The following is a 12,147-nucleotide window of genomic DNA, read 5'->3' as shown; positions in this document are numbered from 1 at the left end:
AGACCGGCCTCCTCCACGTCTTCATCCGGCACAGCTCGGCGAGCCTCACCCTGAACGAGAACGCCGACAGAAGCGTGCGCCGCGATTTCGAGAGCTTCATGAACGAGCTTGCCCCCGAGGACGCGCCCTTCGTAACCCACACTTCGGAAGGCCCCGACGACATGCCCGCGCACATCAAAGCCTCACTCATGGGGGCCTCGGTCAGCATTCCCATCGGAGCCGGCAGGCTCCTGCTGGGCACCTGGCAGGGGCTCTACCTCTGCGAGCACCGCGACCGCGGCGGGCGGCGGACGCTGATCCTGACGCTTCAGGGGGAGAGCGCTCGAGGCTGAAACATCACGGTAGTCGGTGAATCATCCTCCTGCCCCTTAGCAGGGGGTGCTAAAAGCCCCGTGGCTAAAGGGTCTGTTGGCATAGAATCATTGGCACAGGATCAGGCGTGCGCCTTGAACCAGTCCACGATGGCCTCGAGCCGCTGGATGCGCCGGTCGGGCCGTCCCGAGCGCGACAGCTCGTGGTTCTCCTCCGGGAAGCGGATGAGCCTGGTTGCTGCCTTGCCTATGCGCTTCAAGGCGACGAAGAGCTGCTCGGCCTGTTCGACGGGGCAGCGGTGATCCTCGTCGGCGTGGATGATCAGGAGCGGCGTGCGTATCCGCGCGACGTACTTCAAGGGACTCTGCGCCCACAGCCTGTCGCTGTCGTCCCAGGCGTTGCCGCCGACTTCTTGTTCGGTGAAGCGGTAGCCGATGTCCGAGGAGCCGTAGAAGCTGAGCCAGTTCGAGATGCAGCGTTGAGTGACGGCCGAGCGGAACATGTCGCTGTGGCTCACCAGCCAGTTGGTCATGAAGCCGCCGTAGCTTCCGCCGGTCAGGTGAATGGGCGCGCCGGGGTCGGCGTGACGCTTTCTGGCCTGCTTTGCCACCGCCAAGAGGTCCTCGGCGTCGATACTGCCGTAGCGGCCCTGCATGGTGGTGGTGTAGTCCAGGCCGTAGCTCGAGCTCCCGCGCGGGTTGCCGTAGACGACGGTATAGCCCTGCGAGGCCAAGAGTTGGAACTCGAGCATGAAGCCGTAGCCGTAGTCGGTATGGGGGCCGCCGTGGACCTGAAGGACGAGCGCGCCGTCCTTGCGCGGCTTGTCGGGAAGAAGCGTCCAGTAGGGGACGCGGGTGCCGTCCTTGGAGCGGGCCCCGGCCTCCTTGGAGACCTGGGCAATGCGGTAGGTGGCGAGAAAGTCATCGTTGAGACGGCTGAGCCGCCTTTCCCGGCCGCGCGCCCGCAAGAAGAGCTCGCCCGGCGTCTCCGGCGTCTCGGCGGTAAAGCTGAACACCCCCCCCGCATAGGAGAAGCTGGTGACGGCGCGGTCGCCCTTCTGTAGGGGCTTGATGGTGCCGGTAGCGAGCTCGAGCTTATGGAGGCCGCTGCGCCCGCGCGCGTTGGCGTTGAAGAGAAGGCGGTCGTCGTCTTGCCAGGCGGCGCGGTTGGGGTAGAGGCCGTAGCGGCTGTCGCCCGCGATGGCCGCTACGGCCTCGAGCTCGTCCGTGTGCAGCGTGACCTCGCCGCCGTCGGCCCGGACGGTCCACAGCCCGGTCGGCGTGGCGAAGTTGTTATCGTCGGCGTTAGCGAAAAAGGCGATACGCTCGCCGCTTGGGCTCGGCTGCGGCGCAGAGACGCGCGTCGGCCCCTCCTTCATCACCTCCTCGGCTTCGCCGCCCGGCGTGAGGCGCCAGAGGCGGCTGCGCCAGTCGTCGGCCTCCGCTGTGTCGCGGGCGGCGGTGAAGTAGAGCGTCGTGCCGTCCGGCGCCCAGGCCGGCTCGCCGACATCGGTCTTGAACTGGGTGAGCCGCTTGCACTTGCCCGCTGCGAGCTCGAGCAGATAGAGCTGCGCGGGCTCCTTGGGACGAAAGCCTACGCCGTTGGCCTTGTAGTGGAGCCGGTCGATGACCCGCGCCAGGCCCCGCTTCGCGTCCTCGTCCTCCCAGTCGCCCCTGGACACCAAGGCGATGGCGAGACCGTCCGGGCGCCAGGCGAAGCTCCTGACGCCGTCCTTGAGCTCGGTCCGCCGCTCCGCCTCGCCGCCCGCGGCGGGCATGACGAAGAGCTGCGGCTTGTCGAGTCGCGCCCCTTTTGGGTCGCCGCGCTTGGAGAGCAAGGCGACCTGCGCACCGTCCGGGCTCCAGCGCGGCGAAGAGCTGTCGGCCTCGGCCTGGGTGAAGGGGCGCGACGTGCCGTCCTGGTCGAAGAGGTGGATGCGAGAGCGGTACTTTGGCGGCTCGTCGTCCTTGCCCGGCAGGATGCGGGTGAGGACGGCCAGGCTCTTCTTGCCGTCCGGGCTCAGCTGCGGGTCGGCGACGAAGGTGAGTTCCAGCAGGCTCTCCGGCTTGATCTTCTTGGCCATGCTCGAGGATAACAAGTTTGGGGCCCGCCGCGCACGGCGGCCCAGAGCGGGCAGGGCCTTGCCAGGGGTTTAACGGGGACGAGGGGCGGCACGATCCAAAACGTTCGCCACCGCAAAAGCGACCTGCTTCTCTGACGCACGTGCGCGCGGGAATGTTAGACTGGGTCCGTTGCGCGAATGTGGGTTCGAAGAGGAGTTGGGGTGTCATCGAAGGATAAATCTGCCGGAGCGACCTTTCAGGCCTTGACCAGATACCGTCGGGGCAGCCTGCCCAGCGTTACCGGCAAGGCCATTCCCACCTACAAGGTCTACGCCAACCCGCTCGAGGTCGCGCACCTGTCGGTGCCCCAGCTCGCGGGCGGCGAAGGCCTCTGGAAGACGCTCGCCACCACCCGCGAGAGCATCCCCGAGGGCGGGCGTATCAGGCAGGCCGACATTTCGCAGATCATGTGGGCGACGGCCGGCTTTACCTACGGCGGCCAGCGCACCCGGGCCACGCCCATCACCATGGCCGGTCTCGAGGCCTACGTGATCGCTCGCGAGCTCGAGGACATCTTTGCCGGCCTCTACCACTACGACCCGCGTGAGCACGCCCTCGAGTACTTAGACCGGCGCGAGCCCGGCTTCGCCCTTCAAGACGTGCTCTTAGACGACGTCGAGGTCGAGGCCTGCGCCGCGGTGATCGCGCTGACCGGTGTGCCCGCCCGCGTCGAGGACAAGGCCAAGAGCCGCGGCTACCGCTACCTCTACTTGGAGGCCGGCGCCGCCGCGCAGTGCGCCATGCTGGCGGCGGTGGCCCTGGGCCTGGTCGCCACCGTCCACGGCGAGTTCTACGACGACGACTTCGCCCGCCTCTTGCAGATCGACGGCAGTACGGAGACACCGCTCTGCCTGGTGACCTTGGGAACGTGAGAGGGACTGGGGGGCTGGTGGGGGCTGGTGAACTTTCGAAGCTATGGCTACTACCGCGCCCGGCCTCTTCTTCAAAGGCCGTCCGAGCTGAGGCCTTTGAGGCGTGCGCCAAAGTACGAGTTGGCCTTTGAAAATCAAAACAAACCCTGTCTAGCACAGCAATTCTCTGGTTGACAAAGCCCCGAGGATGGTCTAGGATAGCGCTCGGGATGAAGACGCTGGAGCCAACATTCAAACCGTAAGCGGCCGGCTCCGCAAGAGCCGCGGCCAATGCTCTACCGGTTCGTCCGACACCCAAACGACGGAAACATCAACGACGAAAACCATGGAAACAGAGGCAGAAGCAGAGCTATGCACCCACTTGGCCCCTTATCGACTCGACCCTGCGCAACGGCGTGCTGAGCCTTCCTGACGTTGCTTCGGAGGTGGTGGCTTAGCGTGGACGGAGCTGTTCCCTACACCACGGTAGACGCTTTTCTGGATCACTGGGACGGGGTGCGCTGGGTCACGCTCGAGCTCTTGCGCGTCTTCGACGATGCCGACCTCTCCTATCGGCTCGTGCCTCAGTGGCGCACGGTAGGCGAACTCTTCCACCACATCGGCGGCCATCAGTTCTACGGCTGCCGGGGGATTCTTCTGGGGCGCTGGGACTCCTTACTCGGCGAAGCGGATGAAGATTGGGGGGCGCACAAGTCTGCTCATGTTCACTCGGTCGAGAGGTTGCACGCTTGGCTCACGGAAGTCCAGGGGCTCGTTCGCGAATGGGCCGGACAAGCCAGTGAAAACGCCCTGAGCGATTTCCGCCCCGATAATCCCTGGTTCGAGGGCATGCGCGGCTGGCTCCAGCTCAACCACGCCTATCAGGACGAGTTGCACCACCGCGGTCAGCTCTATGCGATTGCTCGAGTGCTGAACAAGATTCCACCCGCCGTCAATGCCGAGGAGTATCCGGAATTTTGGAACCGGAAGAAGTGGAGCTAACAAGAAGTGGAGCTAACAATGTGTCCAGAATGTAGTGCGGAAATCGAACAGAACAGCCTCGAGCTCGGTGAGATAATCGTCTGCGACGAGTGCGGCTCGGAGCTCGAGGTCGTCGCCGTTGACCCCCTGCGCGTGGACTTGGCGCCCGAAGAGGACGAGGACTGGGGCGAGTGATGCCGGTTTTGGAGGGACAGAGCCTGGAGAGAACCACCGCTCCGCGGATCGCCGTCGTCTACGACCGCTTGCGCCCCGAGGAGAGGATGCTCTTTGAAGCCTTCGAGCGCGAAGGGATTGCTTTTGAGACCGTCTACGCGCCGCTGCTCGAGTGCGATTTCGGCGAGGCCGGTTCTTTCTCGCGTTTTGACGTGGTGCTGGGGCGCTGCGTCTCGCAGACGAGAGGCTTGGCGCTCAGCCGGATGTTCACCGCCTACGGTGTCCACACCATCAACCCTCCCGCCGTCATCGAGACCTGCGGTGACAAGCTGGCGACGAACGCGGCGCTGGCTCGAGCGGGCCTGCCGACGCCGCGCACCGCCGTCGCCTTCGAGCCCGAGGCGGCGCTGAGTATATGCGAGCGCATGGGCTATCCGGTGGTCTTCAAGCCCGTCGTCGGCTCCTGGGGGCGGATGGTCGCGAAGGTCAACGACCGCGACGCGGCCGAAGCCCTGCTCGAGCACAAGGAGGTGCTGGGCGGGCCGCAGCACAAGGTCTATTACATTCAGGAGTTCGTGGTAAAGCCGGGCCGGGATATCCGCGCCTTCGTCGTCGGCGACGAGGTCATCGCCGCCATCTACCGGACGGCTGAGCACTGGGTGACGAACACCGCCCGCGGCGCGGTGGCCTCGAACTGCCCTTTGACCGACGAACTCGTGGACCTCGCGCAGCGCGCGGCTCGAGCGGTCGGCGGCGGCGTTCTGGCGGTCGATGTGCTCGAGAGCGAGCGCGGGCTCCTGGTCGTTGAAGTCAACCACACCATGGAGTTTCGCAATTCGGTGTCGGTGACGGGCATAGACATCCCCGCGCAGGTCGTGCGCTACGCCGCCTCGCAGCTCGTCTTTGTGGGTCTTTAGCCCAGTGGGCGCCGCCAAGTGTAGGGCCACTAGGCCCCCGCTAGTGCGGGTACTACCGTGTAGGGCCACTAGGCCCCCGCTAGTGCGGGTACTACCGTGTAGGGCCACTAGGCCCCCGCTAGTGCGGGTACTACTCTGAGACCGGGAAAGCGGGCGAAGCCTCTGTCGGCGGTAATTCACGTGCTGCCCGACTCAATGGCGAGCGCGGCGAGATAAGCGTCGGGCACGGTATTGCCCTTGGCGCCAACCACCCTGCAAAGGTGACTGAAAATCTGCCAGTGACGGTTTCCCGGTGAGATGATGACGCAGTTGGCTTGTGCTCTAATGTCGTCGATGTACTCGAGCGCGTCCTCCACCGAAGATGGCGGCGCGAAGATTTTGGGATGGGTGGTGATTCGCATAAAGCCGCTGCACGCGATATTGGCTAGTCCGAAGGCGGCATCTTGGTTGACGAGAACTTTCAGCCAGTTGAGGTAATCGTGATGCTGTGGTGCGTCCGGTCTGTAGGCGTAGACCAGAGGATTGACGTCGATAAGGACCATTACCTACCCTTACCTACCTTCCATCAAGTCAAGCAACGCCGAGTTGTCGTCGAGGTCAACCCCTGGTTTCAGTCCTCTTCCCTTGCCCTTGAACACTTTGGGTTCGAAAGGGGCGCGGGCTTTGAAGGTCTCTCGTCTGGCGAGCTTTTCGCGTAGAGCTTCTTCGATGATGCTGGTCAGCGTCCCTCCACGTTCTGTCGCGAAGTGCTTGACCTCTTTTAACAGCGTTTCGTCCAAGCGAATCGTGGTTCTTATACAGCAAAGCATAAAGGGAGCGCATCAATATGTCAGTGTTTGAACCGTTGGGAGTGCCTGAATGCCGGAAAAGCTGACCGTCGCCATCGTCGGCGCCTCGGGCTATGCGGGCGGCGAATTCCTGCGGCTGGCGCTCGGCCACCCCCGGCTCGAGGTCAGCCAGGTCACGAGCGAGCGCCACGCCGGTCAGCCCGTCCACCTCGTTCACCCCAACTTGCGCAAGGCCACGCCCCTTCGTTTCACTTCCATCGAGGAGCTTAAAGAGGCCGACCTGCTCGTGCTGGCCCTGCCGCACGGCGAGTTCGTTCACCGCTTCGATACGCTCGCCGCGCTGGCGTCGCGCCTCATCGACCTCTCCGCCGACTTTCGCCTGAAGGATGCGGCAGTTTATGAAAGGTATTACGGCGAGCCCCATCCGAGACCGGACGTGCTCGGCACGTTCGTTTATGGCAACCCCGAACTCCACCGCGAGGAGCTAAGGGGCGCTACCCACATCTCGGGCGCGGGCTGCATCGCCACCGCCACGATTTTGGGGCTCTACCCGCTCCTTAAACACGCCGTGCCCGCTAAGGGCGACATCATCGTCGAGGCCAAAATCGGCTCATCGGCGGCGGGTCACAGCCCCTCGCTGGCGGGCCACCATCCCGAGCGCATGGGCGTGGTTCGCACCTACGCGCCGACCGGCCACCGCCACGCCGCCGAGATTGCGCAGGAGCTTCCGGGCCGTTTTCCTATCCACCTCACCGCCACGGCGGTCGAGCGCGTGCGGGGTATCCTGGTAACGGCCCACGTCTTTTTGCCAGGCGGCACCAGCGACCGCGACGTGATGGGTGCCTTTCGTGAAACCTACGCTGACGAGCCCTTCATCCGCCTGGTGACGGCGCGCAAGGGCGTCCACCGCGTCCCCGACCCCAAGATTTTGGACGGCAGCAACTACTGCGACATCGGCTTCGAGATGGACAACGATACCGGACGGGTGGTGGTGATGAGCGCTTTGGATAATCTAGTAAAAGGCACGGCGGGCCACGCGCTGCAAGCCTTGAACCTCAGTATGGGCTGGGAGGAGACGCTGGGTCTGGGGTTTATGGGCTTACACCCGTAATCGAACCGGGTCGGTATCAGCGCGTCTAAGTAATAATTCCATGCTAAAGTAATACTATGGCGACTACGCTCACGCAAAAAGGTCAGGTAACGGTTCCGAAGAGGATTCGTGATGGGCTGAAGCTCAGGGCCGGGGACCGCATCGAGTTCGTGCTCCACGAGGACGGCAAGGTGGAGATGATTCCGCTCCAATCCGCCATTACGTCGCTTAGGGGCATCGTTAAAGTCGAACGCACAGCGAGCGTCGAAGAGATGAACGAGGCGATTGCAGAGGCGGCGAGCGGCGACATTGATTGGGATTGACACCAATGTCCTCGTTCGCTACGTCGTACAGGATGACACTGAGCAGGCGTTGACCGCAACGACTTTCTTGGAAGGTCACTGCACGACCGAAACGCCGGGCTACGTGAGTCACGTGGTGCTATGTGAGCTTGTGTGGACGCTCCGCAAAGTTTACCGTCTCGGTAAAGAAGCCGTCATCTTGGTGTTGGCTCGAGTGCTGTCGAATGCAGCCCTGGAAGTCGAGTCACCCGAATTGGCTCGAGCTGCCCTTTTCGACTTCGAGGGGGGCGGGGGTGATTATGCGGACTATCTCATCGCTCGTCGCCACCAGGCGGCGGGATGCAGCCATACCGTCACCTTCGACCGCAAGGCGGCGACGCACCCGCTCTTCAAGTTGCTAGAGTAGAGCATGACCGACCTCCCCAAGCTCCTTTACGGCGAGGGCGCCTTCGTCCGGGTGCCGCACATCTTCGAAGGGCTCAGCCTCGAGCAGGTGAGCGCGCGCCCCACCGGAGCGCCGCACAGCATCTATGAGGAACTCTGGCACACGCGCTTCTGGCAGGACTTCCTGCTCGAGCGGGCGCGGGGAGGCCAGCCCAAAGCGCCCGAACACGCCGAGGGAAGCTGGCCCCAGAGTGGTCCCGAGCGCGAGGCGGACTGGCAGGCGCTCGTCGGCGCCTTCATGAAGGGTCTGGACACTGCGCGCGAGTTGGCCCGCGACCCCGGCAGGCTCGAGGCGAAAGCGGACGAGTCGCGGACTCTGCGGGGCGTGCTCGAGAACCTGGCCGTCCACAACGCCTATCACTGTGGCCGCGTCGTCCTCCTGCGCCAGCTCATGGGCCTGTGGCCGCCGCCCTCGGGCGGGGACAGCTGGTGATGAGAAAGCCGAAGGCGCTCGAGCTGAGCAAGCCCGACGCCAGGCGCCTCCTCACCCACCACCACTTCCGGCTGGGAACGGCCCATGAGGTGCTGGAACGGCTCGGCAGCGTGCAGTTCGACCCCTTGAGCCCGGTCGGGCGCAACCACGACTTGGTGCTGCAGGCGCGCGTCCCCGGCTACCGCGTCGGCGACTGGCAGACGCTGGCCTATGGGGAGCGTTTTCTTTACGACGCCTGGGACAAGCAGGCGAGCTTGGTGCTGATGCGCGACTGGCCTCTTCGCCGCATCTACCACCGCTGGCACCGGCTCTGGTGGGAGGAGCGCATCTTCCAAAGCTACCCCGAGGCGGTCGTGGCGGTGCTGGACGAGCTGCGCCTGCGCGGTCCCTTGACGAGCAGTGCCTTTGACTATCAGGTCCACAAGGCCGAGTGGCAGGGGTCCTGGTACGGCCCCAAGCTGACCAAGCACGTCCTGCGCGCCCTGTGGCACACCGGCGAGGTGCTGACTGCCGGACGCAAGCATGGGCATCACGTCTACGATTTGGCGGAGCGCATCGTCCCCGCCGAGCTGCGCCGCGCACCCTCCCCCTCCGACGAGGAGAGCGTCGCCTGGCTTCTCAAGCTACGTCACCGCGCGGTCGGTCTGCTGCGGCCGAACGCCTCCTTCGAGGTCTGGAGCATGGGCCTCCCGGCAGCGGCGCGGCGTGAGGCGATGGCCCGGCTAGTAGCGGCGGGGGAGCTCGTTCCCGTCGAGGTCGAAGGGGTGCGCTTTCACGCGCTCCCCGAGATGCTTGCCGAGCTGGACGCCGCTGAGCCGGCCAAGCGCATGGTCTTTGTCGCGCCCTTAGACCAGCTCATGTGGGACCGCAAGGCGGTCCGGCACCTTTTCGGCTTCGACTACGTGTGGGAGGTCTACGTCCCCGAGCCCAAACGCCGCTGGGGCTACTACGTGCTGCCCGTCCTTTACGGCGACAGGTTCGTGGCGAGGGTTGACTCGAGGCTGGTGGGAAAGAGCTGGACGGTCCACGGCTGGTGGTGGGAGGAGGGCGTCAGCGTGGACGCGGGCCTTTTGGCGGCGCTCGAGGCGGCCGCTCGCCGCTTTCTCGGCTATCTCGGCGCCGAGGGCGTCGTGGTCGCTGAAGAGCTCGAGCCCAGGGTGCGCCGGGCGCTCGAGCGGGCGGTAAAATCGCTGCGCTAGCTGTGCTAGCATATATGTCATGAAGCGGACGACGGTGTATCTCGAGGAAAGTATGGACTTGGATTTAGGCTGTCTTGCAAAGCAACAAGAGCGCTCGAAAGCCGAGTTGATTCGCGAGGCGCTCGAACAGTATCTTAAAAAACATGAAGGTGCCCGTACGCTGGCACGTTCGATCGGGATGGGGCGGAGCGGCATGCCGGATCTTGCCGAGCGCGCCGAGGAACTTTATGGCAAACTCCTCGAGGAAGAATTTGAGGAAATCATGGCAGATTGGCAGGCACGCCAAAACGAGCCGCAGCCTTGAGCTTTATTGCCGACACGAGCGGTTTGCTCATGCTGCTCGATGCTGATCACGCAAGACACGAGGACGCGCGTGCACTTGCGCAGCAGGAGAGCATTATCGTTCCAAGTTCGGTTCTGCCCGAAGTTGACTTTATGGCGACCAAAGGACTTGGCGCCAAGACCGCTCACGCCTTTCTCGAGGATGTTATTGCCGGCGCTTACGACTTTGTGCAGGTCGAGATGACCGACATGGTGCGAGCAAGCGCGATCATGAACCAGTACGGCGACGCCCGTATAGGTTTTGTGGACGCCACCCTGCTTGCGCTCGCCGAGCGCTTTAAAATAAGGCGCGTCCTCACGCTCGACCGCCGTCACTTCGCCATGTTCCGCCCCAAGGGCCTCGACTACCTCGAGCTGCTGCCGTGATCGTCGTCAAGGTCGGCGGCTCGGCGGGCATAGACTACGCGGCCCTTTGCGAGGACGTCGCGGCGCTCTGGCAGGAAGGCAAAAGGCTCATCCTCGTCCACGGCGGCAGCGCGGAAACGAACCGCGTCGCCGAGAGGCTCGGGCACCCGCCCCGCTTCGTCACCTCCCCGAGCGGCTTCACCAGCCGCTTCACCGACCGCGAGACGCTAGACATCTTCGAGATGGTCTACTGCGGCAAGGTGAACAAGGGCCTGGTCGAGTGCCTGCAGCGGCTCGGCGTGAACGCCGTGGGCCTGTCGGGCATCGACGGCCGAATCTTCGAGGGCAGGCACAAGGACTCGGTGCGCAGCGTCGAGGGCGGCAAGGTCAAGATTCTGCGCGGCGACCACACCGGCACGGTGGAAAGGGTGAACGTAGGGCTGCTCGAGCTGCTGCTCGTGAACGGCTACCTGCCCGTCCTCACCCCGCCGGGCATCTCCTTTGAAGGCACCGCCATCAACATCGACGGCGACCGGGCGGCGGCGGCCTTGGCGGTGGCGGTGGGGGCCGAGGCACTGCTGCTGCTCTCGAACGTGCCGGGGCTCCTGCGCGACTTTCCCATTGAGGGCTCGCTCATCCGAGAGATTCCGGCGGACCACGTGGAGGATTACCTGGAGGTCGCTCAGGACCGGATGAAGAAGAAGGTCTTGGGCGCGGCCGAGGCGGTGAGAGGTGGTGTGAAACGGGTTATCTTTGGGGATGCTCGAGCCGCCCGGCCAATACGGCGGGCACTCGCGGGTGAAGGGACGACGGTACTATAATATGCGTATGCCCCGAATCGTCTCCTTTATAGCGGCTCTTACGGCCCTCGTAGTGTTACGCCTTGTGGATCACTACCTGGCGCACTGGACGTACCGCGAGTACCTGAGAACGGGCGTCGCGGACGAACTGGAGCAATACATGTTCTTCACTGGCCTCTTGGACTTTGCGTGGTGGGGGCTTGTGCTTGCTGTGTTCTGGATGTGGTTTTTCGATGATGACCTTCGCCTTAAGCGGAAGGAGAAGGCATGATATCTAAAACCCAAGAGATTTTGGAGCTCGAGGCCCTTCACCACTCGGGGCTGTGGCAGCCCGACCTCGCGCTCGTGCGCGGCGAGGGCGTGCGGCTCTGGGACGCCGACGGCAAGGAATATCTGGACTGCCTGGCGGGCATCGCGGTGGCGAGCATCGGCCACGCCAACCCGCGGCTGGTCAAGGCCATCGCTGAGCAGGCGGGCAAGCTCATCGTCTTCGGGCAGAACATCGGCAACGATACCCGCGCGGCCTTCACCGACAAGCTCTTCGGCTTCGTCCCCAAGCCCTTGAACCGCGTCTTTCTCGCCAACTCCGGCTCAGAGGTCAACGAGGCCGCCCTCAAGTGGGCGCGGATGGCGACGGGGCGGTCGCGCTTCGTGGCGGCGATGCGCGGCTTCTCCGGCCGGACGATGGGCGCTTTGGCGCTCACCTGGGAAAAGAAGTACCGCGAGCCCTTTGAGCCGCTCGGCGCGCAGGCGGACTTTATTCCCTATAACAATATTGACAAGCTCGAGGCGGCGATCACCGAGGAGACGGCGGCGGTCTTTTTGGAGCCCGTCCAGGGCGAGGGCGGCATCAATCCGGCGAGCCGGGAGTTTTTGCGGGCCGCTCGTGAGCTGACGCGCGAGCGCGGCGCGCTGCTCATCATCGACGAAATCCAGTCAGGGGTCGGCCGCACCGGCAAGTTTCTGGCCTCGGAGCACTACGGCGTGGTGGGCGATATGGTCACGCTCGCCAAAGGCTTGGGTGGCGGCGTGCCCATCGGCGCGCT

18 protein-coding genes are annotated in these 12,147 nt (G+C 64.3%); 15 read left to right on the top strand and 3 right to left on the bottom strand.

The annotated features are described in order from the left end of the window. Positions 1-332, top strand: a 332-nt coding sequence (locus M3498_10825) for a secondary thiamine-phosphate synthase enzyme YjbQ (protein MDQ3459775.1), incomplete at its 5' end; no start/stop codon positions are given. A gap of 101 nt (positions 333-433) precedes the next feature. Here M3498_10825 and M3498_10820 read toward each other — a convergent pair. Then, positions 434-2,395 carry a S9 family peptidase gene (locus tag M3498_10820; protein ID MDQ3459774.1) on the bottom strand — a complete coding sequence of 654 codons (1,962 nt, stop codon included), beginning with the start codon at positions 2,393-2,395 and terminating at the stop codon, positions 434-436. Between the two features lie 243 nt (positions 2,396-2,638). Between M3498_10820 and M3498_10815 the strand changes: the two genes are divergently transcribed. The 4 genes from M3498_10815 (at position 2,639) to lysX (ending at position 5,358) form a co-directional block, all read left to right on the top strand. Then, positions 2,639-3,307 (top strand): SagB/ThcOx family dehydrogenase, encoded by a 669-nt coding sequence (locus M3498_10815; GenBank protein MDQ3459773.1) that lies wholly within the window; start codon positions 2,639-2,641, stop codon positions 3,305-3,307. A 438-nt stretch (positions 3,308-3,745) separates the two neighbouring features. Then, a complete protein-coding gene (locus M3498_10810; protein ID MDQ3459772.1) occupies positions 3,746-4,288 on the top strand; it encodes a DinB family protein in 543 nt (180 codons plus the stop codon). 18 nt (positions 4,289-4,306) lie between these two features. Continuing rightward, positions 4,307-4,462 carry a lysine biosynthesis protein LysW gene (lysW, locus tag M3498_10805; GenBank protein MDQ3459771.1) on the top strand — a complete coding sequence of 52 codons (156 nt, stop codon included), beginning with the start codon at positions 4,307-4,309 and terminating at the stop codon, positions 4,460-4,462. After that, a complete protein-coding gene (lysX, locus tag M3498_10800; protein MDQ3459770.1) occupies positions 4,462-5,358 on the top strand; it encodes a lysine biosynthesis protein LysX in 897 nt (298 codons plus the stop codon). Before lysW ends, lysX begins: the two co-directional genes overlap by 1 nt. A 176-nt stretch (positions 5,359-5,534) precedes the next feature. Here lysX and M3498_10795 read toward each other — a convergent pair whose 3' ends face one another. Then, complete coding sequence (locus M3498_10795; protein ID MDQ3459769.1) at positions 5,535-5,900, bottom strand: type II toxin-antitoxin system VapC family toxin; 366 nt, start codon at positions 5,898-5,900, stop codon at positions 5,535-5,537. Between the two features lie 9 nt (positions 5,901-5,909). Continuing rightward, positions 5,910-6,137 carry a DUF2191 domain-containing protein gene (locus M3498_10790; GenBank protein MDQ3459768.1) on the bottom strand — a complete coding sequence of 76 codons (228 nt, stop codon included), beginning with the start codon at positions 6,135-6,137 and terminating at the stop codon, positions 5,910-5,912. A gap of 79 nt (positions 6,138-6,216) precedes the next feature. Between M3498_10790 and argC the strand changes: the two genes are divergently transcribed. The 10 genes from argC to M3498_10740 form a co-directional block, all read left to right on the top strand. Continuing rightward, positions 6,217-7,257: an N-acetyl-gamma-glutamyl-phosphate reductase gene (gene argC, locus M3498_10785; protein ID MDQ3459767.1), complete on the top strand. Its 1,041-nt coding sequence runs from the start codon at positions 6,217-6,219 to the stop codon at positions 7,255-7,257. A 56-nt stretch (positions 7,258-7,313) separates the two neighbouring features. Further along, positions 7,314-7,559, top strand: a complete 246-nt coding sequence (locus M3498_10780) for an AbrB/MazE/SpoVT family DNA-binding domain-containing protein (GenBank protein MDQ3459766.1) — start codon at positions 7,314-7,316, stop codon at positions 7,557-7,559. Positions 7,560-7,608: 49 nt separating this feature from the next. Next, a complete protein-coding gene (locus tag M3498_10775) occupies positions 7,609-7,944 on the top strand; it encodes a PIN domain-containing protein (protein ID MDQ3459765.1) in 336 nt (111 codons plus the stop codon). Between the two features lie 3 nt (positions 7,945-7,947). Then, complete coding sequence (locus M3498_10770) at positions 7,948-8,415, top strand: DinB family protein (protein ID MDQ3459764.1); 468 nt, start codon at positions 7,948-7,950, stop codon at positions 8,413-8,415. Next, positions 8,415-9,614 carry a winged helix DNA-binding domain-containing protein gene (locus tag M3498_10765; GenBank protein MDQ3459763.1) on the top strand — a complete coding sequence of 400 codons (1,200 nt, stop codon included), beginning with the start codon at positions 8,415-8,417 and terminating at the stop codon, positions 9,612-9,614. Before M3498_10770 ends, M3498_10765 begins: the two co-directional genes overlap by 1 nt. Before the next feature lie 19 nt (positions 9,615-9,633). Beyond that, positions 9,634-9,918, top strand: a complete 285-nt coding sequence (locus M3498_10760; GenBank protein ID MDQ3459762.1) for a ribbon-helix-helix domain-containing protein — start codon at positions 9,634-9,636, stop codon at positions 9,916-9,918. Between the two features lie 29 nt (positions 9,919-9,947). Next, positions 9,948-10,322, top strand: a complete 375-nt coding sequence (locus M3498_10755) for a PIN domain-containing protein (GenBank protein ID MDQ3459761.1) — start codon at positions 9,948-9,950, stop codon at positions 10,320-10,322. Further along, positions 10,319-11,122 (top strand): [LysW]-aminoadipate kinase, encoded by an 804-nt coding sequence (locus tag M3498_10750; GenBank protein ID MDQ3459760.1) that lies wholly within the window; start codon positions 10,319-10,321, stop codon positions 11,120-11,122. The genes M3498_10755 and M3498_10750 overlap by 4 nt, the downstream gene beginning before the upstream one ends. 7 nt (positions 11,123-11,129) lie before the next feature. Further along, positions 11,130-11,372, top strand: a complete 243-nt coding sequence (locus M3498_10745; protein MDQ3459759.1) for a hypothetical protein — start codon at positions 11,130-11,132, stop codon at positions 11,370-11,372. Beyond that, positions 11,369-12,147: aminotransferase class III-fold pyridoxal phosphate-dependent enzyme (locus M3498_10740; protein ID MDQ3459758.1), on the top strand; the 779-nt coding region annotated here is incomplete at its 3' end. The genes M3498_10745 and M3498_10740, both read left to right, overlap by 4 nt.

It is taken from the genome of Deinococcota bacterium (genome assembly GCA_030858465.1).
Classification (GTDB): Bacteria; Deinococcota; Deinococci; order Deinococcales; family Trueperaceae; genus JALZLY01.
Note: the sequence above shows the minus strand (reverse complement) of the source record. Positions and strands in the feature narration are given on the sequence as shown.

Excerpts from the sequence above, each read along its gene's own strand:
- M3498_10820 (MDQ3459774.1), bottom strand. The coding sequence starts at position 2,395 with ATGGCCAAGAAGATCAAGCCGGAGAGCCTGCTGGAACTCACCTTCGTC.
- lysW (MDQ3459771.1), top strand. The coding sequence starts at position 4,307 with ATGTGTCCAGAATGTAGTGCGGAAATCGAACAGAACAGCCTCGAGCTC.
- lysX (MDQ3459770.1), top strand. The coding sequence starts at position 4,462 with ATGCCGGTTTTGGAGGGACAGAGCCTGGAGAGAACCACCGCTCCGCGG.
- M3498_10795 (MDQ3459769.1), bottom strand. The coding sequence starts at position 5,900 with ATGGTCCTTATCGACGTCAATCCTCTGGTCTACGCCTACAGACCGGAC.
- argC (MDQ3459767.1), top strand. The coding sequence starts at position 6,217 with ATGCCGGAAAAGCTGACCGTCGCCATCGTCGGCGCCTCGGGCTATGCG.
- M3498_10780 (MDQ3459766.1), top strand. The coding sequence starts at position 7,314 with ATGGCGACTACGCTCACGCAAAAAGGTCAGGTAACGGTTCCGAAGAGG.
- M3498_10770 (MDQ3459764.1), top strand. The coding sequence starts at position 7,948 with ATGACCGACCTCCCCAAGCTCCTTTACGGCGAGGGCGCCTTCGTCCGG.
- M3498_10765 (MDQ3459763.1), top strand. The coding sequence starts at position 8,415 with ATGAGAAAGCCGAAGGCGCTCGAGCTGAGCAAGCCCGACGCCAGGCGC.
- M3498_10760 (MDQ3459762.1), top strand. The coding sequence starts at position 9,634 with ATGAAGCGGACGACGGTGTATCTCGAGGAAAGTATGGACTTGGATTTA.
- M3498_10755 (MDQ3459761.1), top strand. The coding sequence starts at position 9,948 with ATGCTGCTCGATGCTGATCACGCAAGACACGAGGACGCGCGTGCACTT.
- M3498_10745 (MDQ3459759.1), top strand. The coding sequence starts at position 11,130 with ATGCCCCGAATCGTCTCCTTTATAGCGGCTCTTACGGCCCTCGTAGTG.